General features: G+C 64.3%; 20 protein-coding genes and 1 pseudogene. 13 read left to right on the top strand and 8 right to left on the bottom strand.

Annotated features, from left to right (window positions below):
• The first annotated feature begins 185 nt into the window (after window positions 1-185).
• The 3 genes from glnA2 to HUG10_RS07605 are packed head-to-tail and all read left to right on the top strand — an operon-like array spanning window position 186 to window position 3,977.
• Window positions 186-1,532, top strand: coding sequence for a gamma-glutamylputrescine synthetase (gene glnA2, locus HUG10_RS07595; RefSeq protein ID WP_179168994.1), 1,347 nt, complete (start codon window positions 186-188; stop codon window positions 1,530-1,532).
• Window positions 1,532-2,461, top strand: coding sequence for a DUF6885 family protein (locus HUG10_RS07600; protein ID WP_179168995.1), 930 nt, complete (start codon window positions 1,532-1,534; stop codon window positions 2,459-2,461). The genes glnA2 and HUG10_RS07600 overlap by 1 nt, the downstream gene beginning before the upstream one ends.
• Window positions 2,454-3,977, top strand: a complete 1,524-nt coding sequence (locus HUG10_RS07605) for a M20 family metallopeptidase (protein ID WP_179168996.1) — start codon at window positions 2,454-2,456, stop codon at window positions 3,975-3,977. Before HUG10_RS07600 ends, HUG10_RS07605 begins: the two co-directional genes overlap by 8 nt.
• Here HUG10_RS07605 and HUG10_RS07610 read toward each other — a convergent pair.
• Window positions 3,965-5,065 (bottom strand): amidohydrolase family protein, encoded by a 1,101-nt coding sequence (locus HUG10_RS07610; protein ID WP_179168997.1) that lies wholly within the window; start codon window positions 5,063-5,065, stop codon window positions 3,965-3,967. The genes HUG10_RS07605 and HUG10_RS07610 overlap by 13 nt on opposite strands.
• 51 nt (window positions 5,066-5,116) lie before the next feature.
• Window positions 5,117-6,427, bottom strand: a complete 1,311-nt coding sequence (locus tag HUG10_RS07615) for an aspartate aminotransferase family protein (RefSeq protein ID WP_179168998.1) — start codon at window positions 6,425-6,427, stop codon at window positions 5,117-5,119.
• Window positions 6,428-6,643: 216 nt separating this feature from the next.
• Between HUG10_RS07615 and HUG10_RS07620 the strand changes: the two genes are divergently transcribed.
• The 4 genes from HUG10_RS07620 (at window position 6,644) to HUG10_RS07635 (ending at window position 10,970) form a co-directional block, all read left to right on the top strand.
• The gene (locus HUG10_RS07620) at window positions 6,644-8,035 is read left to right on the top strand and encodes an APC family permease (RefSeq protein ID WP_179168999.1); all 1,392 of its coding nucleotides are present in this window, start codon (window positions 6,644-6,646) and stop codon (window positions 8,033-8,035) included.
• Window positions 8,036-8,465: 430 nt separating this feature from the next.
• The gene (locus tag HUG10_RS07625) at window positions 8,466-8,741 is read left to right on the top strand and encodes a helix-turn-helix transcriptional regulator (RefSeq protein WP_179169000.1); all 276 of its coding nucleotides are present in this window, start codon (window positions 8,466-8,468) and stop codon (window positions 8,739-8,741) included.
• A gap of 149 nt (window positions 8,742-8,890) precedes the next feature.
• Window positions 8,891-9,499 carry a CPBP family glutamic-type intramembrane protease gene (locus HUG10_RS07630; RefSeq protein WP_179169001.1) on the top strand — a complete coding sequence of 203 codons (609 nt, stop codon included), beginning with the start codon at window positions 8,891-8,893 and terminating at the stop codon, window positions 9,497-9,499.
• 367 nt (window positions 9,500-9,866) lie between these two features.
• Complete coding sequence (locus HUG10_RS07635) at window positions 9,867-10,970, top strand: right-handed parallel beta-helix repeat-containing protein (RefSeq protein ID WP_218780660.1); 1,104 nt, start codon at window positions 9,867-9,869, stop codon at window positions 10,968-10,970.
• Window positions 10,971-11,285: 315 nt separating this feature from the next.
• Here HUG10_RS07635 and HUG10_RS07640 read toward each other — a convergent pair whose 3' ends face one another.
• The 3 genes and pseudogenes from HUG10_RS07640 to HUG10_RS07645 all read right to left on the bottom strand — a co-directional run bounded on the left by HUG10_RS07640 (window position 11,286) and on the right by HUG10_RS07645 (window position 13,513).
• Window positions 11,286-12,701: a hypothetical protein gene (locus tag HUG10_RS07640; RefSeq protein WP_179169003.1), complete on the bottom strand. Its 1,416-nt coding sequence runs from the start codon at window positions 12,699-12,701 to the stop codon at window positions 11,286-11,288.
• A gap of 98 nt (window positions 12,702-12,799) precedes the next feature.
• A pseudogene (locus HUG10_RS21755) lies at window positions 12,800-13,009 on the bottom strand (hypothetical protein); the annotation flags it as partial.
• Between the two features lie 111 nt (window positions 13,010-13,120).
• Window positions 13,121-13,513: a winged helix-turn-helix domain-containing protein gene (locus HUG10_RS07645; RefSeq protein ID WP_179169004.1), complete on the bottom strand. Its 393-nt coding sequence runs from the start codon at window positions 13,511-13,513 to the stop codon at window positions 13,121-13,123.
• A gap of 112 nt (window positions 13,514-13,625) precedes the next feature.
• Between HUG10_RS07645 and HUG10_RS07650 the strand changes: the two genes are divergently transcribed.
• The 3 genes from HUG10_RS07650 (at window position 13,626) to HUG10_RS07660 (ending at window position 17,191) form a co-directional block, all read left to right on the top strand.
• Window positions 13,626-14,294, top strand: a complete 669-nt coding sequence (locus tag HUG10_RS07650; protein WP_179169005.1) for a DUF7509 family protein — start codon at window positions 13,626-13,628, stop codon at window positions 14,292-14,294.
• Between the two features lie 973 nt (window positions 14,295-15,267).
• A complete protein-coding gene (locus HUG10_RS07655; protein ID WP_218780661.1) occupies window positions 15,268-15,960 on the top strand; it encodes an RraA family protein in 693 nt (230 codons plus the stop codon).
• 304 nt (window positions 15,961-16,264) lie between these two features.
• Window positions 16,265-17,191 carry a hypothetical protein gene (locus HUG10_RS07660; protein ID WP_179169006.1) on the top strand — a complete coding sequence of 309 codons (927 nt, stop codon included), beginning with the start codon at window positions 16,265-16,267 and terminating at the stop codon, window positions 17,189-17,191.
• A gap of 19 nt (window positions 17,192-17,210) precedes the next feature.
• On the opposite strand, the gene HUG10_RS07665 is transcribed toward HUG10_RS07660, so the two are convergent.
• Genes HUG10_RS07665 through HUG10_RS07675 form a run of 3 tightly spaced genes read right to left on the bottom strand, consistent with a single transcriptional unit; the run spans window position 17,211 to window position 20,890 of the window.
• Entirely contained in the window at window positions 17,211-17,540 is a 330-nt protein-coding gene (locus HUG10_RS07665) for a DUF7344 domain-containing protein (protein WP_179169007.1), read from the bottom strand.
• A 53-nt stretch (window positions 17,541-17,593) separates the two neighbouring features.
• Window positions 17,594-18,685 carry a DUF1616 domain-containing protein gene (locus tag HUG10_RS07670; RefSeq protein WP_179169008.1) on the bottom strand — a complete coding sequence of 364 codons (1,092 nt, stop codon included), beginning with the start codon at window positions 18,683-18,685 and terminating at the stop codon, window positions 17,594-17,596.
• Between the two features lie 42 nt (window positions 18,686-18,727).
• Window positions 18,728-20,890, bottom strand: a complete 2,163-nt coding sequence (locus HUG10_RS07675; RefSeq protein ID WP_179169009.1) for a DUF4129 domain-containing protein — start codon at window positions 20,888-20,890, stop codon at window positions 18,728-18,730.
• Window positions 20,891-21,201: 311 nt separating this feature from the next.
• Here HUG10_RS07675 and HUG10_RS07680 point away from each other — a divergent pair, with 311 nt between their 5' ends.
• From HUG10_RS07680 to HUG10_RS07690, 3 genes are all read left to right on the top strand, one after another.
• A complete protein-coding gene (locus HUG10_RS07680) occupies window positions 21,202-22,644 on the top strand; it encodes a DUF58 domain-containing protein (protein WP_179169010.1) in 1,443 nt (480 codons plus the stop codon).
• A gap of 200 nt (window positions 22,645-22,844) precedes the next feature.
• Window positions 22,845-23,342, top strand: coding sequence for a hypothetical protein (locus HUG10_RS07685; protein WP_179169011.1), 498 nt, complete (start codon window positions 22,845-22,847; stop codon window positions 23,340-23,342).
• Between the two features lie 109 nt (window positions 23,343-23,451).
• The gene (locus HUG10_RS07690) at window positions 23,452-24,381 is read left to right on the top strand and encodes a hypothetical protein (RefSeq protein WP_179169012.1); all 930 of its coding nucleotides are present in this window, start codon (window positions 23,452-23,454) and stop codon (window positions 24,379-24,381) included.
• Window positions 24,382-24,387 lie beyond the last annotated feature (6 nt).

Below are 24,387 nucleotides of genomic sequence, written 5' to 3' on the forward strand. Positions count from 1 at the left end.
TTCCTTCAGTCATGAGCCGTTGCGTGGCCGATGCCAGCCACCAGCAGTACGGATTTGGGTTGGTGGATCGGAGGCGTCCGAGCGACGAAGGTGGTGTACCGGTCTGTCTCGCCACGGCTGACGCGGACGTGGGAGCCAGCGGTTCGCCAGGAACATTCTTTGTTGTGACAACCATCCACAGGGGCATGCCCACTACAGACGAGGTCATCGAGACCTGTAGCTCCGACGAGGTAAGCCTCGTCCGACTGTTGTACGTCGGGAACGACGGCGTTCCTCGCGGCCGCGTCGTGGACGCAGACCGCGTCGCGTCCGTCCTGACCGATGGGATCAACCTCTCGTCGGCGATGCAGTCGTTCAACGCGCTCGACCATCTCGCGCCGGGCGGTATGTTCGGCGCCGCCGGCGAGGTGCGGATACTCCCCGACCCAGAGACGTTTCGGATCCTTCCGTACGCCAACCGTGCAGCCGTGATGCTGTGTGACCTCTACGACCTCGACCGAACGCCGTGGGCTGCCGACCCGCGGAGCACACTCGCATCGTATCTTGATGATCTCCCGTACGAGGCGAGCGTCGCGTTCGAGAGCGAGTTCTACTTGACACGCGACACCGAGGACGGCGAGTTGGCTCCGTTCGATGACAGCGTCTGCTTTGCAGCCGACGGCATGCAGAGCACGAACGACATCGTGCTCGACATGACGGACGCGCTCAAGGCCCAGGGAATGGATATCGTGGCGTACTACCCGGAGTACGGGCCCGGCCAGCAGGAGCTGGTCGTCGAGCACGCACCAGGACTGCAGGCGGCCGACAACCACATCCTCTTCAAGCAGACCGTCAAGGGAGTCGCGTCGAACCACGGCGTCGACGCGACCTTCGTCCCGAAGCCGTTCGCGGAGGCTGCCGGAGCGGGCTGTCACATCCACCTCTCGCTCTGGGACGATGGGGAGAACGTGTTCCATGACCCCGACAGCGACGGTCAGTACGGCCTGAGCGAAACCGCCCGCCACTTTATCGGTGGTGTACTCGACCACGCCCCGGCGCTCGTCGCGCTGACTGCCGCGACCGTCTCCTCCTACCGTCGGCTCCGACCCCACATGTGGGCCTCGGCGTTCACCTGCTGGGGACAAGATAACCGCGAGGCGATCGTGCGTGTCCCCTCGTCGCAGTGGGACGAACCGAGCGAGACCACGCGATTCGAGTTCAAGCCCGCAGATAACACCGCCAACCCGTATCTCGCAGAGCTCGGGCTGCTCGCAGCCGGTATGGACGGCGTGGAGCGCGAACTCGACCCCGGTGCGCCCGTGAACGAGGACCCCGCGGAGATGTCGGCCGCGGAGCGCGAGGAGCGCGGCGTCCAGCGGCTCCCGGAGACGCTCGGGGAGGCACTGGATGAACTCGAAGCTGACGAGGTGCTCGCCGCCGCCATGGGCGAGACGCTCTTCCAGTCGTACGTAGAGGTGAAGCGTAGCCAGTGGGACGAGTTCACGGGCACCGTCACGGAGTGGGAGCTCGACAAGTTTACCCGGGCGTTCTGATGACTGACCTTCCACCGCTGTTCGACGCGCTCGACCTCGATGTAGCGGTGTTGCCGGGGTTCCCCGATGTCCACGAGACGTACCGCCTGCTCCGCGACCAGAAGGACATGGTCTGCGGGGCGTACGCGCTCACGTACCTGCTCCGGGCGTACGGTGTCAACGAGGTCGACGGCGACCCGGTCACGATCGACCGCGTCGCTGAGATCGCCGGCACGACGCTCGAACCGCACAACGCCGACCGGCAGGCGCTGATCGAAGACCGCATTGCGACAGGTGAACTGCCTTCTGAGCGCGCCGCCACGTGGTACATGCACGACTACTTCGACGGCGACTTCGGCGTCGTCGAGGACGAAGGTGGGACGAGTGCCGAGGGACTGGTCGAGGCATGCGAGACGGCCTCGGGCGGTCGGGTCGAGGCGATTCCAGTGCCAGCCGTTCGGGACGCGGAGATCCAGCTCGACGCGGCTCGCTTCGACGCACTCCTCGGCGCGATGGCGACCGGTGCAGTACCTGCCCAGCCCATTCTGAACTACAACCTTCGACACACGCTCGCACCGGCCGGCCTGCTCGGGCACAAGTACAATGTCGTGGCGCTGCTCGCCCAGTGGGACGACCCATCGTACTTCCGGACGATGGACTGGGACGTCGGCCACTTCACGACCGTCGCCGCTCGCGTTGCACGGGCCGGCAGCGACGAGCGCTACCTCGTGGTCCGCGACTCTTACAAGACGTTCGGGTGGGACGGCTACCACCTCCAGCCCGAGTCATACGTCAGGCGCGGTCTCGTGCGGGCCGACGACCACCGGGATGGTGGCGTTCTCCTCGTGACGCCCGCCGCGGACACCGTCCGCACGTGGCTTGCAGATCACGGCCTCGAACCGGGGCTCTGGGACAACGGCAGCGCCTACACGACAGGGACACATGACTGAGCTGACCGACCGCGAGCTGGCGGTCATCGAGCGGGGCTGTGCGTGGATAGACGACAACGCCGACGAGCTCGTCGACCTGCTCGCCGAGCTCGTCGCGAGACCGAGCCTCCCCGGCGACGAGGGAGTCCACGACGACGAGGCGACCACCGTCGGGCAGCTGTGGTCCTTCCTCGAGGAGAGTGCCGACGCGCTCGAACTCGACGCCCAGCCCATCTCCGCCGAGGACGACTATCGCGAGAAGACGAGGGAGAACGTCTACGCCGTCCTGCCGGGCGATGGTGACGATGGCTTCGTCGCGACCAGCCACACCGACGTGGTTCCGCCTGGCCCCACCGCGGACTGGCCCGACGACGACCCATGGACGATGCGCGAGGGCGTGGTCCGGCGGACCGACGACTGCACGGTCGAGGTCGCCGTGGGCGACCGAGTCGAAACGCGCACCATCCGCGACCGAATGGACCGCGTCTGGCGACTCCGCGGCGACAGCGAGGTGGCAGCACTCGTTGGCCGCGGCGTCTACGACAACAAGGCCGCGATCGTCTGTCTCGTCGGGAGCGCGCTCGGGCTCGACGCCGCACTCGCCGGGACCGACGCAACGCTTGGCGGCGACGTCATCCACGGCCACCTCGTCGACGAGGAGTACTACCAGGTGGGCGCGAAGAACATGGTCGGCTGGGGTGGTGGAGGAGACTGGCTCGGCGACCGGTACGACGGGTACGACGGGTGGACCGCGGCCGTCCTCGAGGGATCGTACGGCTTCGTTCCGGTCGTCGGTCATCGCGGGCTAGTGTGGCTGACGCTTCGAGCGGAAGGCGAGTCTGCACACGCCTCGACGCCCGATCTCGGCCACAACGCCGTCCTCGGCGCGGCGAAGGCGCTCGCTGAGACCGACACGGATGCGTACCGCGACGCCGTCGCCGCGCCGTTCGTCGAAGACGCGCTGCTGGGCGAGCTCACCGTCGCACCCGGCACCTCCATCGTCGGCGGCGGCATCGAGCGCGTTGACCCCGAGACCGGGTCGGTCGAGCGGGGCGGCCTCAACACCATTCCCGACTGGTGCGAGGCGACGTTCGACGTCCGCATACCGCGCTGGGAGGGGTTCCCCGGGAGCGTCGATGCAGTCGAAGACCGCCTGTGCGAGACGGTTGTCGCGCACGCGAGTGCGGCCGCGCCCGACGTCGACTTCTCGGCATCGATCGGCGAACACGACTTCTTCCCGCCGGTGGCGCTCGCTGACGACCGCGAGGCAGCGGCTGACCACCCGCTGGTTCGGACGGCGTCGTGGGCCGCCGCGGACACCGTCGGTTACGACCCGGGACTTGACGTCGCACCGGGCGTGACCGACGCGGCGTTCGTCTACCACGGCACGCATATTCCGACGCTCGTCGAGTATGGCCCGGCGGGCGCACTGTCGCACGAACCGCTGGAGTACGTCGAGCGAGACCACGTGATCGCAGGCGCAAAGGCGATGCTGAAACTCGCGGTGGCGGAGGTCGGCGTCACTCAGAGGTCGTAGAGGCTAACGGCGTTCTCCCGAAGGATCCTGCGAGCGACATCCTCGGCGTACGACTCGGTGACGAAGCCGTCCGCAGCGAGGCGTTCGAGCACCGACGAAAGGTCGGCTCGGAACCGCCGCGCGGCCAGGACGTACAGTTCGGGGACCGAGAAGGCATCACTCGCGTAGAGCAGTTTCGTCGTCGGTGCGAGTTCGAGCGCTTGCGAGATGAGCGGCTCGACGCCGTGCTGGACGAACGGCGTCGCGAGCGAGAGGTCGAGGTAGACGTTGTCCAGCGTCGCGGTGACGTAGCCAGCAGCGCGGGTGTACGGATAGCCGCCGTGGAGCAGGACGACCGGCGTACTGGGGTGGGCCTGCAAGAACTCATACAGGTAAGTCGGGTCGACGAACTGCGGGTGGGCATCGGCGTCGCCGAATCCCGTGTGGAACTGGAGCGGTGCGTCGTAGGCAGCCGCCATCTCCGCTGCGAGATGGACGAGGTAATCGTTGAAGACGGAATGTTCGACGCGTCCGTCCCAGTCGCGGCATACCTCGTCGTAGGCTCGCCGGACAGCGTCCCGGTCGTGAGCGCGTACTCGGAGGCCAGTTCGGTAGGCGATGACGGTCTTGAGCGCGACGAACTCCCCGTCGAGCGCCTCCTCAAGCGCATCGACGAAGGCATCCTCGAACGAGGCGAGCGACTCCGAGGCCGGGAGAAGCGTCTCGGCCACGTTCTCGATGCGGTGGATTGGCCGCAGATCCGCGTCAGTGTAGGCGTCGAATTCGTCGAGGGCGACGTTGGGGAAGCCGTCGTCGACGAGGATGGTCTCCGTGTTCGTCCCGTCGATGAGCGTCCGAGCGTAAGACGCGAGGTCGACCTCAGCGCGCTGCTGGAGCAACGTCGCCTCGTCCGCGCTGCCGAACTGCTCGGCGAGGAGATCGAGCACCGCACGGTAGTTGAGCGTGTGGCGGGCGTGTTCGGGCGAGAGTTGGCCCTCGGTAAAGTAGTCGGCGAACGAGTCGGTGATCCGCTCCCGTTCGAGCGGTTCGACGGCGTGGGCGTGGTTGTCCACGAGCGGCGTCGACGCGACGACGTCTCGGATGCTCATACGATACGCTCGACCGACGAGGCCAATAAGGCGTCGCGTCCCGGTACTGGACTACCAGCCAGCGTACCGTTCCAGTAGCGCCGGGTCGAGCGCTGTCGTCTGGGCATCTACGATCGCGTCGGCCAGCCGATCGACACCCGCATCGAGTTCGGCCTCGGAGATGGTCAGCGGTGGCGTGAGTTCGAGTACGTTCGAGTGCATGCCGACGTAGAAGACAGCGAGGCCGCGACGGCGTGCGTGAAGGCAGACCTGCGCTGCGAGCTCGTGCGACGGGTCGTCGGTCCCGGACGCAACGAGTTCGACACCCTGCATCAGTCCCCGGCCGCGAACGTCCCCGACGACGGGTGAGTCGGCAGCGAGGTCGTCTAGCGCAGCTGCGAGACGAGCGCCGAGGCGGGCGGCGCGTGCGGGAAGATCCTCGGACTCGATGACGTCGAGCGTGGCGAGCCCGGCCGCAGCCGGGAGCGGCCCCCCGGCCGTCGTCATCATGTGACTCGCGGGCTCGTAATCGACCAGTTCTGCCCGGCCGACTACCGCACTAATGGGAACGCCACTGCCGAGCGGCTTTCCGAGCATGATCGCATCGGGTTGGATGCCTGCATGTTCGTACGCGAAGAACTCGCCGGTGCGCCCGAGCCCGGCTTTCACCTCGTCGACAACGAAGTAGGCATCGTTGTCAGCACAGATGTCCGCGAGCCCTTCGAGGAACCCAGTGGGCGGAACGAGGATACCGCCGTCACTTTGGAGCGGCTCCGTGATGAGGCCGGCGACATCGTGCGTCTCGAACGCCTCGCTGACGGCCCCCAGCGCGCGTTCAACGAGCGCGTCAGCCGTACGGTCGGAGCGGTACTCGTCCGGGAACGGCAGGGTAACGACGTCCTCGGACCCGACGCCCGCCTGCGCGCTGTGGCCCGAGATCGTCGCCGCGCCGGTCGTAATGCCGTGGTATGAGCCCTCGAAGGTCACGACGACGCCACCGTCGCCGGTCGCTGGTATGGCCTTCGAGAGCAGGTCGCCTGCTTCCGACCCGGAGTGGCCGAACCACACTTTCGTCGGGAAGTCCGCGTCGAACCGATCGCGGAGTCGTTCGGCGAGTTCGATCACAGGACCGTGCGGGAGCGAGATCGGCGAGTTGGCGAGCGCACGGTCGAGTTGGTCCCGGAGTGCGGTGACGACAGCCGGATGTCGGTAGCCGGTATTCGCCACAGCCCACGCGGACGTAAAGTCGATCAGTTCATCCCCGTCGACGCCTGTGAGCGTCGCGCCAGCCTGCGTGTCAAGGACGAACGGGAAAAACCGGATTTTCATCGCCTCCGAGAGCACGTCAGCGTCGCGGTCGAGCAAGTTCCTCTCTCCACTCATACGTCCGGTAACGGCCGACGGGACGATACGTCTTCAGGTCCTCCCAGTGCGATCAGTCGACCGCACGACGCGTACCCTTCCGTCGCGGACAGACGATCTGGCAGTGACCGATCGGGCACAGCCCACTGAGGACTGGCCCGTCCTCAAGTGCTCCCAACAGATCCCCCGCGAACGCTTAAGTGGGCTGTTAGTGATTGTGTGCCACGAACCGAAACCATGTCAACAGACACCGACATTGCCGAATCGAAAGGATTAGCGAAACAGCTAGGGTTCTGGCACCTCTGGGCAATCGGTGTCGGTTCCGTCGTGGGTGACGGTATTTTCCTGCTCCTCGGCGATGGAATCGCGACGGCCGGCCCAGCAGCCATCCTGGCGTACGTGCTGGCGGGGCTGTTCATGCTCTTCATCGCACTCGCCGTGAGCGACCTCGCGGTCGGCCTCCCAAGTGCGGGCGCCATGTGGATCTGGGGGCGAGAGATTCTCGGCGACTATGCCGGGTTCATTAGCGGCCTCTCGTACGCCGTTGGGTGGATAATCGCAGGCGGGAGCGTTGGACTGGCGATGGGCCGCATCACCCAATTTTTCGTCCCCGACCTCGGCGTCCCGGCCGCAGTGTGGGGCATCCTCTTTGTGACGATCTTCGCGCTCATCCAGCTCGGAGGCGTGTTCCTATCGAGTCGGCTCCAGCTCGGCACCGTGCTCCTCCTCGTCGGCATCGTGTTGATATTCGGCATCAGTACCATCCTCAGCGGCAATTACTCCGGGACGCGTTTCACGCCGTTCTTCCCGAACGGGTACGGGAGTGTCTGGGCCGCGATGGCGTTCGGGATGTATGCCTACATGGGACCGCTCACGCTCACGACTGGGGGCGACGAGGCGAAGAACGTCGAAGACATCCCACGGGCGCTCGTCGTCGCCTGCGTTACGTTCCTCTTCATCTACACGCTCGCGATGATCGGCATGATCGGCATCATGGGCTACGAGCAGTTCACGTCACTCGAATCGCCGTTCACCACGACCGCACAGATGGTTTGGGGCTCAAACGCCGCGCTCATCATCAACTTCGCGGCATGGATCGCAGCGTTCACGAGCCTGTTCATGGGGACGATGTACTCCGCACCTCGGATGCTCTACAAGATGGGCGAGATGAAGGTTCTCCCCGACATATTTGGCCAGGTGTACGAGGGAACTCGCGTTCCGCTCTTCTCGACCGTGTTCGTCTGGGCGTGCAGCGTCGTCCTGCTGCTCGTAGCGCAGTACGAGCTGCTCGACTACGGCCAGCTCTCGCTGCTCCTAGTGTTCGCATGGCTGGTGACCTGGGGCGTTGCAATCGTTGCCGCCGTCAAATACCGCCGTGAGCACCCTGGGCACGTCGCAAAGCAGAACTGGAAGCAACCGCTGTTCCCGCTCTTCCCGGTACTCGGGATGCTGGGCGTCGCGTTCATCCTCTACGGCACGTTCTCGGGTGCCGCCGCTTCATTCGGTCTCGGCATCGTGTTTCTTATCGCCATCTCCGCGATCTACTACTTCTACGGTCGTCACCGAATGGACAACGCAGAGATACCAACGGTGCTCGACACCGACCGGCAGCCGAGCACCGACGACTAATCCTCCGGCCGTTTTCTCGCTCTCTCATATGGCGTGACGGCTCACACTTCGTTGCTGAGCGACCACACTAGCATTTGAGCGGAGAGGGGTCATACTGCGTGAGGTACGAGCGGCCAGGTGGCCGTCTTCCCTGGCTCCGACTCGTTGAGTGTGTGAACACTCAACAAGAAATCGTGAGTGGATGCTGTCTGTCGACCGTGAATGCCTTGAGAGCGCTACCCTCCCAATATTGCGACCTCGGCGGTGTTCACTCGTCGCGGTTGATACCTGTTCACGCAGGTCGCCGACGCTGATTCCGCGCTGGTGGGCGTGACGATGCGTCCCGCGCTGCAACGCGGAGTACCACGCACAACCGTGGAGAGGTCGTGAAAAGCAGAATCCGCCCAAAATCGCGTGGGTTTTTATATACTTCTGCTCGTCTGTCCACCAAATGTACGATCTCACTGGCTTCCAGAGGGACCTACTCTATTGTACAGCAGGCTTCGAGGAACCGCATGGCCTCGCTATCAAGGACGAACTCGAGAAGTACTACGAATCCGCCATCCAACACGGCAAACTCTATCCGAATCTGGATACGCTCGTGGAGAAGGGCCTCGTCGAGAAGGGTGAACTGGACAAGCGAACCAACTCCTACAACGTCACGAAGCGTGGCCAGCGGGAACTCGATGCCCGGCGTAGCTGGGAAACCCAGTACGTCGACGAGTAACGGTCGACTGAGCCCATATCCGGTGCCTGCCAGGAGCCCCTGTGGAACTCCTCCTGAACCTGACTCTGAGGTCGTCCGCCACCCGATATCCGCATCACCGCCGTTGTTTGAATCAGAAATTTTATAGAGAATTAAAGTGGGCGGAGTTCATGGGGCCAGGCATCACAAACGGGATACACGCGGGCGCCGCCCCGCTCACGTTCATCGCCGATTGGATTACGGCCGGCGAAGTCGTGCCGCTGATCGGGTTGTGGATCCTCCTTTCGTCCGTCGATGTCGGGATACAGTACGCGCTGGAATCCGCGGTTCACCGGGAGTTCCTCGTCGCTCCACCGTTCTCGTATCGCCACAAACGCTGGCTACGGGTAGTCGCCCCGAACCAACACCTGAGAGGGATTCTCCCTGCGTACGAGCCCCAGGACTCGATCGGGTACACCGTAACCGACTCCAGTTGGATCGGTCTTGGCCAACGGTCGCTCGTCGTGACGGTCGGGGTGTTGTTCGAGGAAGTGCTTGCCAGGGGCCTGCCGCTCGCACTCACACAGTACGTCGGCCTCCCTGTAATGTGGTGTATCGCTGTCGGTACCGTCTACTGGGCGTTCCTTCACAGAACCGGACGCGGCCTCTCGCTGGTCGTGACAACCGGGTGGCTGCTTGCCTGGCTGACCGTCGCCGGGCACTGGCCGCTTGCTGTCGGCCTCCACCTCGGAAACAATCTCGTGGTCCTCCTGTACACCCACGTCACCAGCCATCGATGAGTCCGCTTGCCGACGGCCCGGTCGTGGCTGCCGGCCTCCCAAGTCGTCATCGTCGGTTCAATTCACAGAACGTGGCGAATCTGTGGGATGGGCAGTGTCCACGGCGTTGGGGAACCCGTGAGTTGGCGCCGACCCGACCAACGACCTATGTACGTTGCCTCCGAAGGATTCAGGACCGATGATGGTGTCGAGACGACGCCTCCTCCGAGTGGCGAGCAGCCTCGGCATCGCCGGTTCGGCCGGCCGCGTGCCGACGCCACGGAGCGAGGGAGACGGGCAACGGGCCAGCAGCGCGGCCGATCCCGGAAGCCAGGGCGTCGACGCCTTCACGGCGACCGGCGAGGGGCGCGACTACGACACCATCCACGTGCCCCGGGATTACAAGACGATCCAGGCTGGCGTCAACGCCGCCTCGCCAGGCGACCTCGTCTTAGTGGCGCCAGGCACATACGCCGAAGAGGTCGTCGTATCGACGTCAGGTGTGACCGTCCGAGGACGCGACCGAAACGAGGTCATCCTGGACGGCGGATTCGAGGGGGAGAACGCCATCGAGGTGACTGCTGACGGGGTCGCCCTCGAGAACCTGACCGGACGGTTTTACCGAGGTACCGCGTTCTACTGGTCCGGTGTGGAGGGGTTCCGCGGCAGCTTCCTGACGGCCTACAACAACGGCTACTACGGAATCTACGCCTACGAGTCACGGGACGGACGATTCGAGCACAGTTACGCATCAGGCCATCCCGACGCCGGCTTCTACCTCGGTCGAAACCGACCCTACGACGCCGCAATCTCCGATGTCGTCGCCGAGCACAACGCCATCGGGTATTCTGGCACGAGTACTGGCGGCCCTCTGACTGTCACGGACTCCGTCTGGCGGTACAACAAGGTCGGCGTCTTCCCGAACACCCTGGATCGGGCGGACCCACCCCAACGGGCCTCCAGTATCGTCGGCAACCAAATCTACGCGAACAACAATGCGGACGCCCCAGCCCTCCAGTCGTACCCGCTCATCGGGATGGGAATCCTCCTCTGGGGAGGATCCGACAACGTCGTCGCCGAGAATCGCGTTCGGGACCACGACCGCTTCGGGATCGTGGCCCATCCCAACGTCGTCACCCCCTCGGGGAACGAGGTCCGGAACAACCAGATCGGCGACTCCGGCCGGGCTGACCTTGCACTCGGACGGCCTGCAGGCGAGGGAAACAGCTTTCATAACAACATGTTCGACACGAGCCTCCCTCCAGCGATCGAATCGGGTCCGACGGAGGGCAGTGCGAAGGTAACAGCTGTCTTCTCCGCGCTCGAACGCCAGGTCGAGACCGGGACCTTCCCCGCCGGCGACTGGCGCGACCAACCGGTTCCCGGCGACCAGCCATCGATGCCAGACCCAGAGGCCCCGCCCAGACCGGCCGAGAGAGCCAGTTCGTTAGAGGCCCCAGAAGCGCAGACTGACGGCTACGGCATGGAGTGAGCGACGCGGCAGGCGCCAGCGTCACGCGGGATGGGTCGTCTGTGAATGAGGCGAATTTCGGAAAAGATGTTCCGTCGGACAGTCCTTCCTTGCAGCAGTGTCCCATCTCCCTTCCGTTGAACCAACACAGCCTGCAGCTCGCTAGCGGTGTCGGTTGCGCAACCCCGCCGTCTCAAGATGTAGTAAGGCAGCCGTGTACGGTTTGGTTGCTGTTTCGCCCCATGCTTCGACCGATGCCGGGTGTGAGATGGGTAGAGTAGTACTGTCGATTCCTGCAGCGAAGACTCGAGCCTCGTTGACGCTGGCGTTCCCTCGTTACGGGGCGTGTCCTGTCTCCTCGCTACCTGGCTGGGTGTTTGCCCATCGACGAGCCGCGAGTACGGCGAGCGGAAGCCCGAGCAGCGCAGCGAGGATCGCCCCGCCGACTGTGAGAAAGAGGATGAGTCCCCACGGACGGGAGTCGAATGGAACGAACACCATCCCAGCGAGCGCAAGGCTGGCGAGTGCGCCCACGAAGGCACGCACCGTCGATCGGCGGTTGCCATGCTCGGTGGCCCGTACGACTGCGAGGCCAAACGCTGGGGCGACCGCTAGCGGCAGGTGGAACACCATCCCGCGAAGCACTGAGGGTGCGACATACTCGAACGGCCGAGTACCGAGGCCAAGTCCGAGGAGGATCACTCCGACAGCGAGGACACTACTCACGGCGACGGTGAGCGCACCACGAACAGAGCGAAGCGATCGGGGGCGGAGCAACGCAATCCCCCCAGTCACGAGGTAGATCGCTCCGAGACCGGCGAATGATGACGGGCCAGTCTGTAGCGTGGTGAGGACTGCAGCGAGAACCGTTACCAGACCGATTCCAGCAATGACTGCTGCGACTCGATTAGCGTCGAGCGAAACGTCAGCCGCCCAGCGTGCACCAACCGTGACGCCCGCGAGCAAAAGCCCGTAGATGACGACAGCCGGAAGGACGAAGGCCTGGACGTTATCGAGCCAAATCGGGCCTGTCGCAATGGTGAGTGCTGCATCCACACGAAGCGAGCTGGTTTCCGGCCCACCGTACGCAATGTAGACGTCGTCGTAGAACGCTGCCCCGTACTCATGGGTGGCTGCCCCCCGCCAAGTTGCGTTCCCCGCAGTCACCTCAGGGGCGACGTCTGCGGACGTGTATTCGTCAATAATTGCTGACCGCGGGTTGTTGACGACGTCAGTTCCGGGTGGACCATGGAGTGTGAACCGGTCAGCGTTGAGTATCCAGCCACCTCGAACGCCTTCCGAGTGGAGGTAGTCCACGACGAGAACGCCGGCGTGTCGAGTACCAGCGTCAGAATCCTGAAACTGGATACGAATGGTCCGATCGTCGATTGACGCAGTCTGGAATGTTACCCCACCTTCTTCGTAGACGTGTGGGAGTCCCCACCCCTCGGCTGCGGCCTCACGAGCGATCCGATTGAGCAGGTCGGAGTTCTGTGAGAGTCGGGAGGCGGCGGATTCGTTCACGCGATTCGTCACGATCCAGGTCGCCGATCCGTTCTCGTGGATCTGTACTGTCGCCGTGCTGTGTGTGACGTTCACCGCGACGCCATGATTCTCGGCGATTTCTTCGAAGGAGGATCCACACGCGCCACAGACGGGGTCTGGCTGTGGACTCGCGACCGCTGGCGTGACCGTAGGAAGGAGCGCACTGAGAGCGATGAGGAGGGCTGTCAGGAGGGCAATGCGTTTCATAACTAGCGGTGGGTCTCGGGTTCACGGTAAAGGTCTTCTGTAGACACACCACACGGTGAGAAAAACGCTGAAAACGACCTTAGGGGGACGAACGGCAGCTACGGACCAATCTTTTCGAGGTGACTGAGATCGGGGTGTAGGACTTTGCCATCGCAGACGACGTACCGTTTGGCCAGCACCGGAAATCGGCACTTCGTGTACCCCGCTGTCTGAATGTCGAGTTCTTCACCGGATTCGAGGTAGTTGGCCCGTTTTCGGAGGAACCCGTGGGTGACGGGACTGCCTTCGTAGTCGGGAAGACTATCTTCACTACTTCGTCGATCTCGAAGTTTCAGATGACCAGAGCTGACCCTGACTCGCTCCGGCTTCGGTGGCCGTAGAGGTCGGCAATTTAGCCGCGCGTCCCACGTGCCGTGATGCTATGAATAGGCGTCATTGAACTCGTGTTCGCGGCGCATCAGCTCCTCGACGCCGTGCTCGAGGATGCCGCGCCCCATTGTAGTCGGCCGGTAGTACGTGAAGAAGCCCTGGCTATCGGCGGTCCGTCGCTGGCGCTTGTCGACGAGCCCGACGTCGACCAGTTCGTCGAGGTGGTAGTGGAAATTGTGGGATTCAACATCGACCGCAGCGTTGAGATCGGCGGCGCTCAGTTCGTCATTGGCGACGAGCGTTCGCAGGATACGAAACCGCGTTGGGTGACCGATCGCCTGTTGCATTGCGAGGTACTCCTCGAGCGTCAGTCCGCTCTCCTCGGGAAGCGGCGGCTCCGGCTGACGAACCTCGTCTGTGTGATGGCGGTCGGTTTCGGCCATTGGAGGATACCTTGGGGAATGGGTAAGAGCGCGGTATACTTAGTCATTCTCGACTAGAAGATTCCTGAAAACACCGAGTTTTATATATGCACTGGCCGAATCGCCGACGTAAATGCGGGACCGGATTATCGACAACCTTCCTCGGGCCGTCGGTGACTCGGGTGCCCTACCCGCAGTTCGACGCGAGCAGTTTCTCGTCTATCTGATGGGCCCGTACCGGACGTTCGACGTCGACACACTGCTGCCGGCAGATGCCGATGTCGAGACCGACGCGCCCTCGTTTGCGACGTGGAACGAAGCCAGCGGCGAGTACGCCGAGGACGAGGTCTTGCGCCTCCTCCAAGAGACGCGTGACTGCCTCCGCGACCGAGGCTTCAACGCCTTCCTCGCGATCGATGTCGGAATCCCACTTGATGAGCTGGATGCCGCGTCACAGAGTATCGCCTTCGCGAACGCGAGCAATGCAACCGTGTTCATCGCGCCACAGGTCGGCGATAATCTCGGCGTCGGCATCGAAATCGGGAGCGTCCTCGAAGACCTGCTATCGAGCGACGGAATGCACGGGCCGGCGGCCGAGGCCACGCCACCACCGTGCACGCGACGGGTGATGGTTGCGACCGAGCCGTCGGTGCGGAGTGCGATGCTTGGGTCAGTCAACGCACGCTGGGACGCGAGTGTTCGGACGTTCACGGATGCTGCAGACTGCTGTCGACTATGCGCGCAGTTCTGTACACATATTCAGAATGCGGAGCTCTACGGCTCACTTGCCCGCCTAGACTGAACTGCGTACCGAAACGAGGAGTACCACTCCAGGATCGACCCAGGAATTCTCCCCGGAAGACAGCACGCATGGTCGGCTGTCTCCGGGTCTCGATCGTAAGGTGGACGCCTGGTTGGGAGCGACTACACGAAGGAACGCGAGACGCAGCAGAACGAGTATACTCTCACTGGCCGTAGCATGTGGGTTGTCGAGGAGAATCGCGACGTCATTAAGGGGATGGTCGGCCCAGCTGGTGGCCGAGACGCAGGGAAGCAGTACTGCGGGTCGAACGCCATCGCATCGGCTTCGAATGTGTTGATGAGCGGAAATGAGACACACGCCCGGACTGGTCGGTCGCGAGCGACGCGCCGGGCGACAGCGGCGAGCGGGGCGGGCCGGAACTGAACCCGTGGCAGTCGGATTCGACGCGTGGTGACGCGACCACGATTACGGTGACTGCAGAACAGGCTGAATCGATCCATGTCACCATGATCGTCGAGATCGACGGGGCGGCCAAGCGACTCAACGAGCGAGACCTACAAGGGTGCGTTCAGCACGGCACCGGTACCCCCTGGGCCGGCAGCGCCAGTTGCTTGGTCGGCACCGTCACCGGACGAGGCCGATTCAGCCGCGGAGTACGTGCCACCGTGTTCAACGTGGACACGGTACCGCCTGCATGCAAGCTGACTCCATAGGAAAGCCCTCCACAGGAACCCGTCGGTGACCCCTGGACGTGATGAGCGACTTGCTGGATGAAATCGCGGAGGTGTTGGTTCTCAGCTCGACAGTGTTGGAGCCGACGTCTCGTCCACAGCAGTTGGCGTGACACTGTGTTCGGACAGAGAACAGTTCAATGCAATACCAAAGTGAGCATGACGGATAGCCGCACCCCTGGACAATGTCTCCAAGCGCGCCGAGGCGCATCGACGGAGTCATCGCCTTGCTGTAGCTGAACGGGGTCTGCAATGCCACTCTGCAGGCGGTTCAGTCGAACATGTCCAGGCATTGTCCCAATACATATTCACGTGAGGCGCTCATCTCAACGGACATGCCAACGGATACCAAACCAGTCGAGAGCACGGTACTCGACCGGTTGGAGCAGTGCTCGACGTCCGCAATTGCAGACACGAACCACGGAAGTGTAACCACGCTGGCCTCCGCGATCGAGTCGATCCATACCGACGGCACGGTCGCCGGACCGGTCCGGACAGTCGCGCTCGACCCCGCGGCCCTCTCGGCACCTGTCCAGACCCTCGATACTGCGCGCAAAGATGAAGTCGTGGTGGTTGATGCTGAGGACAGCACTGACGAGGCCATCTGGGGCGAGTTGCTCTCGACATACGCGACCGCGACTGATGTGCGAGGGATGGTCACGAACGGAGCGGTCCGGGACGTGTCCGGAATACGAGACCTTGGATTTCCCGTCTTCGCACGGGCAGTCACGCCGCGCGGGCCGAGCGGAAGCGAGGAAGCCGAGCGGAATGGGCAGGTCACTGTTGGCGGCGCGCTGATTACCCCGGGCGACGTACTCGTCGGTGACGACTCCGGCGTGGTTGTTATCGAACGTGCCGCCGTTGAGGACGTCACCGCAGCCGCCGAGGCGATCGCTGAGACGGAACGAGATGTAGATCGATTGATTGGCGAAGGACGATCGCTCGAACAGGCCTTCGAGGACGCGGGGATGTGATATACCGGCTCTCGGCATGGGCTCGACGCCCTGATGTCGTGCCGGCCGCCATGCGGGAGGCTGCTCCTGTCTGCACTCTGTCGGCCCGTGTCATGTAACTGCAGACCAGAATCACGTTCCGCGCGTTGTGGCATTGACAACGACCAAAACGTGAAGTCGTCAGCTTGCTCCGTGCAGTTCTGTATGCGAAACTTCACTGCACACCTGGAACCGGCTCGTGTGGACGTGCACTTCCTCAGTTCGCCGAGCGCGGGCTCCGAGCGATTTTTAGTATATCTAATTGTATGCGAGCGTTGGTGGAATAATGTCGCTGGATGCCACGTCCCTGACGACGTCCCGCGAGTACATCGCGGTTCGCCCGACGACCGACCCGCTCGACCCGGCCCAGGTCGAGACCGCGCTCCGTACCCTCCACGGCCAGGGTGCCAACGCCATACCGACGATCGAGATGCTGCTGGTGACCGCAGGCGCCGACGACGGCGTCACGTATCTGTTCGACGGCGATGCCATCGACACGGCGCGACTCGAGCGGACGCTGCGGCGGTGCGTTCCACCGAGCTACGAGTGCACGCGGCGGACGACCTCGATCGCCGACCTGCTCATGGCCGAGTCCCCGCCAGACACCATAGCGGACACCGACACTGACGTCCCCGCGCTGATGGACCGGCCGATCGCCGGCCTCGAACTGCGGGCGCGCGAGGATCGCCGGGGTGACTGGCAGACGCAGCTCCGGCCGTTCGAGACGTTTCGAACCGAGGAGCGAGCTAGCTGGCCGCTGACCGATGTCGTGGATGCGCTCGGCGCCGTGGACTGCCCGCTGCTCCTCCAGACGCTCCTCACGCCGAAACCGGACTGGACGTACGAGGCGAACCAGACGATCGAGGATCTCCACTGGCCACAGCCGTCGCTGCTCGGAGAGCTCATCGGCGACCTGTTCGGCCCGATCGACAGCGGCCAGTTCGAGCGCCGCCAGCGCGAGGAGCTCTCCCCACCCACCCGCCAGCGCATCGCAGAGCTCGAGGCGGTCGACACCCGCCAGTCGTTCACGGTGAACGTCCGCGCACTCGCGGTCGGCACCGACTCGACGCCACCCGCGACCGCGCTCGACGGACTCGGCGAGCCGTTCACGGAGGTGAGCAACACCACCTACCAGCTGACGACGACCCGCTACGCCGCCGACACCGCCGATGCCCACGCGCTCGCCACGGCCATCGCAGACCGCCAGGACTGAGCATCGAGGCCAGGGGTGCTCAGGACGTCTGTCTCAGTGAATCCACCGCTTCTCGGACCTCCATGAGAGCCTCGCCAACCCGGTCCGTCTTGACTACGACATCATCCGACTGCTCGTACTGAACCAGGTTGGCCTCCTCCAATCTCGGCACATGCTTGTGATAGAGCGAGAAATACACGTCTCTCACCCATTCTTCTGAGATGGTCGTCACGTCCGTCCCCCGTTCCTGTTCGGCGACGTGCTCCGCCAAATCAGGTAAGAACACGGTCTGGTGCTTCTGCAGGCAGGAGAGAGCAGCACGACGGCGGGTGTCTGCCAGCGCCCGAAACACGGATTGAAGCTCACACACAGTACGCACGAATATCAGGGGGGCATATCAATCTGTTTTGTAGGCCGCCAGTACTAGCATGAGCAAGCGGGTAGCCCTTTGGTAAAGCGTGGCTCCGACGGCGGCTCGTCGCCACCCGACGGCCGAGCCGCCGGGGCACTCACGTTCACCCAGAGATGGAGCTCCCGGTACGCGTTATCGACGGTCGGTTCGGACGGTGGGTCCCCCTGGTAGAGCAGGTACGTCAACTTGAGCTCCGTCCCGGTCATCCCCGGGGCGATGCTGTGCTCGAGGTGCCACGTCTCGTTGTGGGCGACGCTCGGTTCCCATCGTTTCAGTTCCTCTCGCTCGCTCACTGTCGTCGAGTTGTCCTCGACTACCACTCGCTGGAGCTCGACAACGACTGTGTAGTCCACTCGCATGTACTCCTGATTCTCGATCCCAACGATCAGCGACTGCGGCTGTCCCTGTGTGTACTCGATCGGGTAGCCGTCGGCCACGAGTTCGCCGTCGTCCGTCTCCGTGAGCAGGTAGAACTCGGTAAATCGCTCCCCCTGATTCGGGACGGCGACCGCATAGGCGACGCTCGAGGCGGCGAGGATGACGCAGATGACTAACAGCACGTTCAGCGCTGCATCGGCGCGACTCTCCGGATGGACGAGCTCGGACCGGGCAACCGCGTACCATGCTTGGTACGGGACGCTGAACCGCTCGTCCGCGGAGAGCGCCCAGCGACGATGGGCCGCGACACCAATGAGGCCGAACGTGAGGCCGCTGAGCGACACCATGAGCGGGAGCAGCCGGATGCCGAACGGCGTGAAGTTCAACACCAGCCCGACGAGCGGGACGACGGCGATGCTCGTCCCGAACGAGAGCGCGACGCGCTCGATCCCGTCGATGCCCGAGCGGTCGGGCGAGGACTCCTCGTCAGTCGTTTCGGTCGGTGACTCGCCCGCCTCGGGGAACAGCGCGGCGATGAGTGCGTAGCCCGGAGCGAACAGCACAAACGGAAGCCCGAGGAGGATCCGCAGTTGGGTCATCCGAACGACCGGCAGAAAGACAGCGACCAGCGTCAGGCAGACGAGGAGCGCACAGGCAGTCAGATCCGCGGGGAGCCGCCGAACCGGTGCGGGGAGGAGCTGCCACCACCGGGAGTCCGAGCGCATACGCCGCTACTCTCCGGGCGGCTGGGAAAAAGGGGTTGGTCCTCAGTCGTCCGGTGAAGCGGGCGTCGACCCTTCATCCTCTCCGACGACCGACCGCGCAAGCGAGAGTGCCGTCGTCCCGAGTTCCTCCGGGACGCCCTGGCCACCAAAGGCAGCATGCTCGTACAGTGCTGCAAGCTCCGTGATCGCCGCCCGATCCGACTTGTCTCCGGACGCGTACTGCTCGACGAACTCCCGGGCCGTCAACGTGGAGGCCAGCCCGTCGCGTCGCTCGACGTGGCGGCGAACCGTGGCGAAGGCGAGTTCGACGGTCGCCCGGATGTCACCGTTCGCGTACTGCTCGGCTGCGAGCGCCAGCGGCCCTGGTTCGTCCGCAGTCGTCGTGTCTGCAGCGGTCGACGTGGTGGCAGCGTTGTTCGCGTCCACCTGTGAGGGCTCGGATCCCCGGTGAAGCGCGTACACCATTCCGAACACTGCGAGGAGCAGTGCACCCCCAGCCACCCAGTGAAGCGGGAGCTGGAGGAACGAGGTACCGACACCGGGGGCAGCTGGACCGCCATCACCGCCACCCGGAACCACGGTCCCGGAGTCGTTCGAATTCCCACCCGCCCGCCGGAGCAGCACGTTGACCTGGGCGTGCGACGCGTTCAGGTTCGTCCGCTCCCCGGAGAAGACCGCGACGACTGTCACGTTCGACTCGCCCTGAAGCGACGCTGGAACGGAGAGGCGCGTGGAAAAGTCCCCGTCGGCCCCTGTCTCCACATCGCGAATCGTCGACCCCGCAAGTCGGAGCTCGACGGATTGGTTGGGGACACTATCCCCGTCGGCCGTGCGAAGCGTCCCGTCCACCTGAATCGATCTCTGTGTACTGGCCGTCGCGTTCAGCTGGAGTCGCGTCTCCGTCGGCGTGACCGTCATCGGGGCCGCTGTCCCATCACCATCGACCGCTCGGTCGGACTGTGCGACGGAGGCGGTGATCGGGGTCTCGCCCGCCGACACCCCCGCAGGAAGCGCCGTGGTGAGTGCATAGCCGCCAGTCTCGTTCGTCGTTATCGTTCCCAGGACGACATCGCCTAGCGTGAGCTGGACGGGAACACCGGGCACGCCAGTATCGGCGGCCACGACCCGACCGCGAACCGTCACGTCGTCACTGAACGACGCCGAAGATGGCCCCGTCGCCGAGACGTCAGCCGTCGTCAGTGAGACAGCGACGGGAACCGTCGCGTTGGAGCCGAGATACACGGACGACGCCGAGGGGCGGTACTGGACCGAGAGTTGCTCGGTTGAGAGTGGGAGTCGGACGGGCCGGTACGCGAACTCGACACGTCCTTCGCCGTCCGTCTCCGTCGTGACCGTCCGCTCGCCGACGGCGAAGCGGACGGTGCGGCTTGCGACGGCGCTTCCGTTCTCGGTCGTGAGCCGGCCCGACACGACGAGAGGGTCCGTAAACGATATCGAATCCGAATCCCCGACGTGCGTGATGGAGAGACTGGTTGCGCGGAACGTCTGTGCAGCCAGCTCCGTCGTCTCTTCACTGACGTTCTGCGTGATTCCTTGGATGATCGCTTCCTCCCGATCGAAACCCGTCCCCGACGCGTTCTCAACCCCCGCGTACGCGTCAGTGAGTTCGTCACCGGAGTCGGAGAGCTGTCCGGAGAGGCGGACGAGCTCGCGAGCGTGTTGGCGAGCCTCGCGGTTGTTACCGTTCTCACGAGCCTGCTCGTAGTCCGATCGGGTCTCCTGGTACTCTTCGAGGGTGCTCGCGAACTCCCGCTGGTTTTCGGCGGCCGATTCGAACGCGTCGCCCTCTCCAGCGCTCGGCGTCTCTCCTGTGACGTCGACGTATTTTCCGTAGATGTCCGTATACTCGTCTCCCAAGAGGGTCCGGCCCTGTTCGTACTCACCCTGGCTGATCTGGATCGTACTCTCGCCAAGCCGGGCGGCCATCAACCGAGCGAGATGCGATTCGACCCCTTGGAGATCGCCCGTCTCCCCTGCCTCCTCAGGATTTTCATGCCGGACCGTGGAGTTGTTCACCGCCGCTTGGGCGGTGTTCGGCTGGAGCGACGACCCGTCGACACTGACCACGCGGGATGCATCACCAACCGACTCACCGACGCCGAGCGTAGCATTTACGGCGGGCCCCGCCGCTGCGAGGACGAGGAGGAGGGCACACAGGACGACACGTCGGACCTGCCGTGACACGGGTGGGGAATTCGCCGCCCTATATTTAGGTTTGGTTGAACGGCTGACCTTCGGCCAAGCTAAGCTGTGCACCGCGTCGTATCGACGAATCCAGCCAGCGTGGCGAGCGGATCTCCTCCCTGCATCGGTTGGCAACCGTGATACATGACCCTCATTGCAGAACAGAAGTCAGCAGTCGAGCCGAGTTTGCAACCCATCGACGTCAGTGAAGTATTCCGCGAGCGGTTCGATCCCCTGTCCGAGTGCCAATAACCAGTTGAGGACTCGGCAGGAAGCGAACCACATTTGTCAACCCGTGGTAACAGCCGACCATGCGCGCCACACGCCGCACGTGGACGGTCACCGCCGCGGGGCTGGTGGTCCTCCTTCTCGGGGTCGTCTCCGAGCGACCGCTGCTCCTATTCGCCGGTGCGGCAGTCGGCGCGTGGCTACTGTCCCGTCAGTACGCCGCATACCACTCGATCCGGGCGGTCCATTCCGACCTGTCGGTCGATGTCCGCCCCATCGAGTATCACGTGCTCATCGAGCAAGACGTCCGGGTGACCGCGACGGTCCGGCTTGCGAACCCTGCCCCCGCCCCCGTCCGGCTTTCGTTCCCCGTTCCTGTCGCGGCAGTCGCCACCGCTGAGGATGCCCGAACTGTCGACGTCCCACGCGGGGAAACCGCAGCCGCGACGACGTTCGCCTGGTCGTTCCCCACAGCGGGCCGGTACACAGTTCCACCGGCGACGGTGACGGTAACCGACACCGACGGGCTGTTCGCGGAGACGTTCGAGCGGGGCGAGCCAGTCACACTCCACGTCGACGCTCGGGAACCCCAGGACGTCACCGTCGGCCGGGGCGGCGAGAAGGTGGCGTCCCGGTACGGCGAACACCCTGCGGGGCGAAGCGGCACCGGTCTCACGCCAGCGGAGCTGCGGCAGTACCTCCCCGGGGACGCGCTCGATCGTATCGACTGGAAGGCGACCGCCCGGCTACACACACCGTACGTCCGGGAGTTCGAGGCGGAGACTGATCGTCAGATCGTCATGGTGGTCGACCACCGTTCGCGGATGACCGCCGGACAACCGGGGGAGACCGCGTTCGAGTATGCCCGGGAAGTCGCGCTCGGATTTACTGCGACAACGGAGGCGGCTGCCGACCCGCTCGGCTGCTGGACTGTCGGCGACGATGGCGTGACGGGGCAGATCTCGCCAGTCACCGGGGCAGCCGGATATGCTGGCATCCGTGACCGACTGCGACAGCTCTCGCCGACGGGATCGCCAGCACTGCCGACAACGGACTCACCACCGGGGAGCGGGGTGCTCCGTCCCACTGTCGCCCGTGAGCGCGCCACACGACTGGATGGGGACAGCTCACTGTTTGCGACGCGTCTCTCACCGTTTTTCGAGGCTGCTGATCCGTACATCCAGCGGCTGGCGGGCGATCCACTGAACGAGACGATTCGGCGGGTCCGCGTCGACGTCCGGGGCACGACGTGGCTCGTGATCCTCACCGACGACACTGACCGCGACCGGCTCCGCGAAGCTGTCAGGCTCGCGACGAACGATGGGGGGTTCGCACTCGTGTTTCTCACCCCACAGGTGCTCTTCGAAGAGCGCGGCCTCGACGACATCGAGGCCGCGTACGCTCGGTACGTCGACTTCGAGGAGTTCCGACGAGAACTCGACCGACTCCCCCGTGTTACGGCGTTCGAAGTTGGACCTGGCGACCGGCTCGATGCGCTCCTGGCCGCACGGAGGCGAGCTCAATAAGGACCGTTGGAGAACCATCCTGCCGAGACTAGCCCGAGTTTGCTGACGACAGGTCGGTGAGTGAGCCTCTGAGTCCGGGCGCAACGCTACCGCCCCAGAACCCACACCCAACGTGATGTGCGACGATTGGGTCGACAAGTCAGGGAGACAGCGCGGCACTGAACGGACAGGTCTAAGCCACTCGATAGCAACGGCCCATCGTGTTCAGTCGGCTTGCATCGCGACGGTATCGGCTCACGCCAGCGCCCGTCATCGGCACGACGGTACTGTCGCTTGTCCTCGGTGTGCTTGCGGGTCCGCTTGGCGCCCTCGGTGGCGTCGTGAGCGGCCTTCTCGCCGTTCTGTTCGGGCCGGTTGCCGGCATCCTGATCGCCCACCTAGTGGCGGTCCTCCTTCTTGGTCGCCCTACAGGTGTCGACCTCCTCCTCGTCGAACTGGGAGTTGCCCCGCTGCTCGCGACGCCGCTCGTCGACCGACCGACCACTCGTGATGCAGTGCTCGTCGGGTGTTCGTCCATCGCGCTCGCTGCAGTCATCATCTTAGCCGACACCTCGACTGCCTCGTTGTGGCTTGTCGCCAGTACGCTGGCAGGCTGTGTCGCCATGACAGGCTACGCCCTCCACCGGTACGAACTTGTCGTACTCGACCTCGTTCCTGCGGATGCGACGGACGCACCATTGATGAGAGGTGGGACGTGACTCCGCATAGTCGATCGCACGCGGACGTGAGTTACGCGCGCTTGACCCCTCTACACGCGAATACAGGTGATAGCCGTGTGGTTCGTACTCACAACCGGTGGTGGCTCGTATGAGTACTGACGTGGCTGATGTGGACGAGTCCGGAGGGAGACCGTCAGAGGCGGCCGCGGCCGAGGAGGTCGTCGAACTCCGCGCCAAGCTCGACCTGCTGGCCGAGGAGAATCAACGACTCCGAGCGGAGTACGTGCGCGCTCGGCAGTCTCAGTACCGTCGGGCGGCCATTGGACTTGCAAGCGTCGGACTGATCGGCGTCGCAGCGGGCGCGTTGCTCCCTGGCGTCCGGGACACGCTGCTCATCCTCGGCGCGATCGGCCTGTTCGGGGCTACCCTGACGTACTATCTCACCCCCGAACGGTTCATTGCCGCCTCCGTCGGGCGCGACGTGTACGGCGCGCTCGCGACGAACGAAGTGGCGGTCGCCGACGAACTCGGGTTAAGCGACCACAGCGTGTACGTACCACTCACGGGTGCCCGCCCAGCCAGGCTGTTCGTCCCCCATCGATCGGCGTACGAGGTCCCACCGCCGGACGAACTTGAATCGACGTTCATCATCACCGAGAATCCAGCGTCGCGGGGGTTGGGGCTCGTCCCAACAGGGGTCCCGCTCTACCGCGAGTTCGAGCAGTCAACCACGGGCGCCGTTGCGGATGACCCGGCTGCATTGGCAGCACAACTTGGTGACGCGATCGTTGACGTGTTCGAGTTAGCAGACGCCACCGTCGCCGACGTGGACGATGAAGACGGCCGGGCGACGCTCAGGGTCACCGAGCCGGTGTTCAACTCGTCGGCCCGATTCGACGATCCGATCTCGTCGCTGTTCGCCGTCGGGATGGCTGTCGGCCTCAACACCCCGGTCACTGCCGAGACGGTCACCACCGAGTCTGGATTCGTAGTGACGTGCAACTGGGCTGACGAGTCGGAGCCGGCTCCCACCGAGGGCCGAGACGCAGGCGCCGCAGATGAGGCGGTGCCCGAATGAGGCGCC

It is taken from the genome of Halorarum halophilum (genome assembly GCF_013401515.1).
Lineage (GTDB): Archaea > Halobacteriota > Halobacteria > Halobacteriales > Haloferacaceae > Halorarum > Halorarum halophilum.

Excerpts from the sequence above, each read along its gene's own strand:
- HUG10_RS07645 (WP_179169004.1), bottom strand. The coding sequence starts at position 13,513 with ATGGCCGAAACCGACCGCCATCACACAGACGAGGTTCGTCAGCCGGAG.
- HUG10_RS07650 (WP_179169005.1), top strand. The coding sequence starts at position 13,626 with ATGCGGGACCGGATTATCGACAACCTTCCTCGGGCCGTCGGTGACTCG.
- glnA2 (WP_179168994.1), top strand. The coding sequence starts at position 186 with ATGCCCACTACAGACGAGGTCATCGAGACCTGTAGCTCCGACGAGGTA.
- HUG10_RS07625 (WP_179169000.1), top strand. The coding sequence starts at position 8,466 with ATGTACGATCTCACTGGCTTCCAGAGGGACCTACTCTATTGTACAGCA.
- HUG10_RS07670 (WP_179169008.1), bottom strand. The coding sequence starts at position 18,685 with ATGCGCTCGGACTCCCGGTGGTGGCAGCTCCTCCCCGCACCGGTTCGG.
- HUG10_RS07620 (WP_179168999.1), top strand. The coding sequence starts at position 6,644 with ATGTCAACAGACACCGACATTGCCGAATCGAAAGGATTAGCGAAACAG.
- HUG10_RS07655 (WP_218780661.1), top strand. The coding sequence starts at position 15,268 with ATGTCCAGGCATTGTCCCAATACATATTCACGTGAGGCGCTCATCTCA.
- HUG10_RS07640 (WP_179169003.1), bottom strand. The coding sequence starts at position 12,701 with ATGAAACGCATTGCCCTCCTGACAGCCCTCCTCATCGCTCTCAGTGCG.
- HUG10_RS07680 (WP_179169010.1), top strand. The coding sequence starts at position 21,202 with ATGCGCGCCACACGCCGCACGTGGACGGTCACCGCCGCGGGGCTGGTG.
- HUG10_RS07605 (WP_179168996.1), top strand. The coding sequence starts at position 2,454 with ATGACTGAGCTGACCGACCGCGAGCTGGCGGTCATCGAGCGGGGCTGT.
- HUG10_RS07690 (WP_179169012.1), top strand. The coding sequence starts at position 23,452 with ATGAGTACTGACGTGGCTGATGTGGACGAGTCCGGAGGGAGACCGTCA.
- HUG10_RS07610 (WP_179168997.1), bottom strand. The coding sequence starts at position 5,065 with ATGAGCATCCGAGACGTCGTCGCGTCGACGCCGCTCGTGGACAACCAC.
- HUG10_RS07615 (WP_179168998.1), bottom strand. The coding sequence starts at position 6,427 with ATGAGTGGAGAGAGGAACTTGCTCGACCGCGACGCTGACGTGCTCTCG.
- HUG10_RS07630 (WP_179169001.1), top strand. The coding sequence starts at position 8,891 with ATGGGGCCAGGCATCACAAACGGGATACACGCGGGCGCCGCCCCGCTC.
- HUG10_RS07600 (WP_179168995.1), top strand. The coding sequence starts at position 1,532 with ATGACTGACCTTCCACCGCTGTTCGACGCGCTCGACCTCGATGTAGCG.
- HUG10_RS07660 (WP_179169006.1), top strand. The coding sequence starts at position 16,265 with ATGTCGCTGGATGCCACGTCCCTGACGACGTCCCGCGAGTACATCGCG.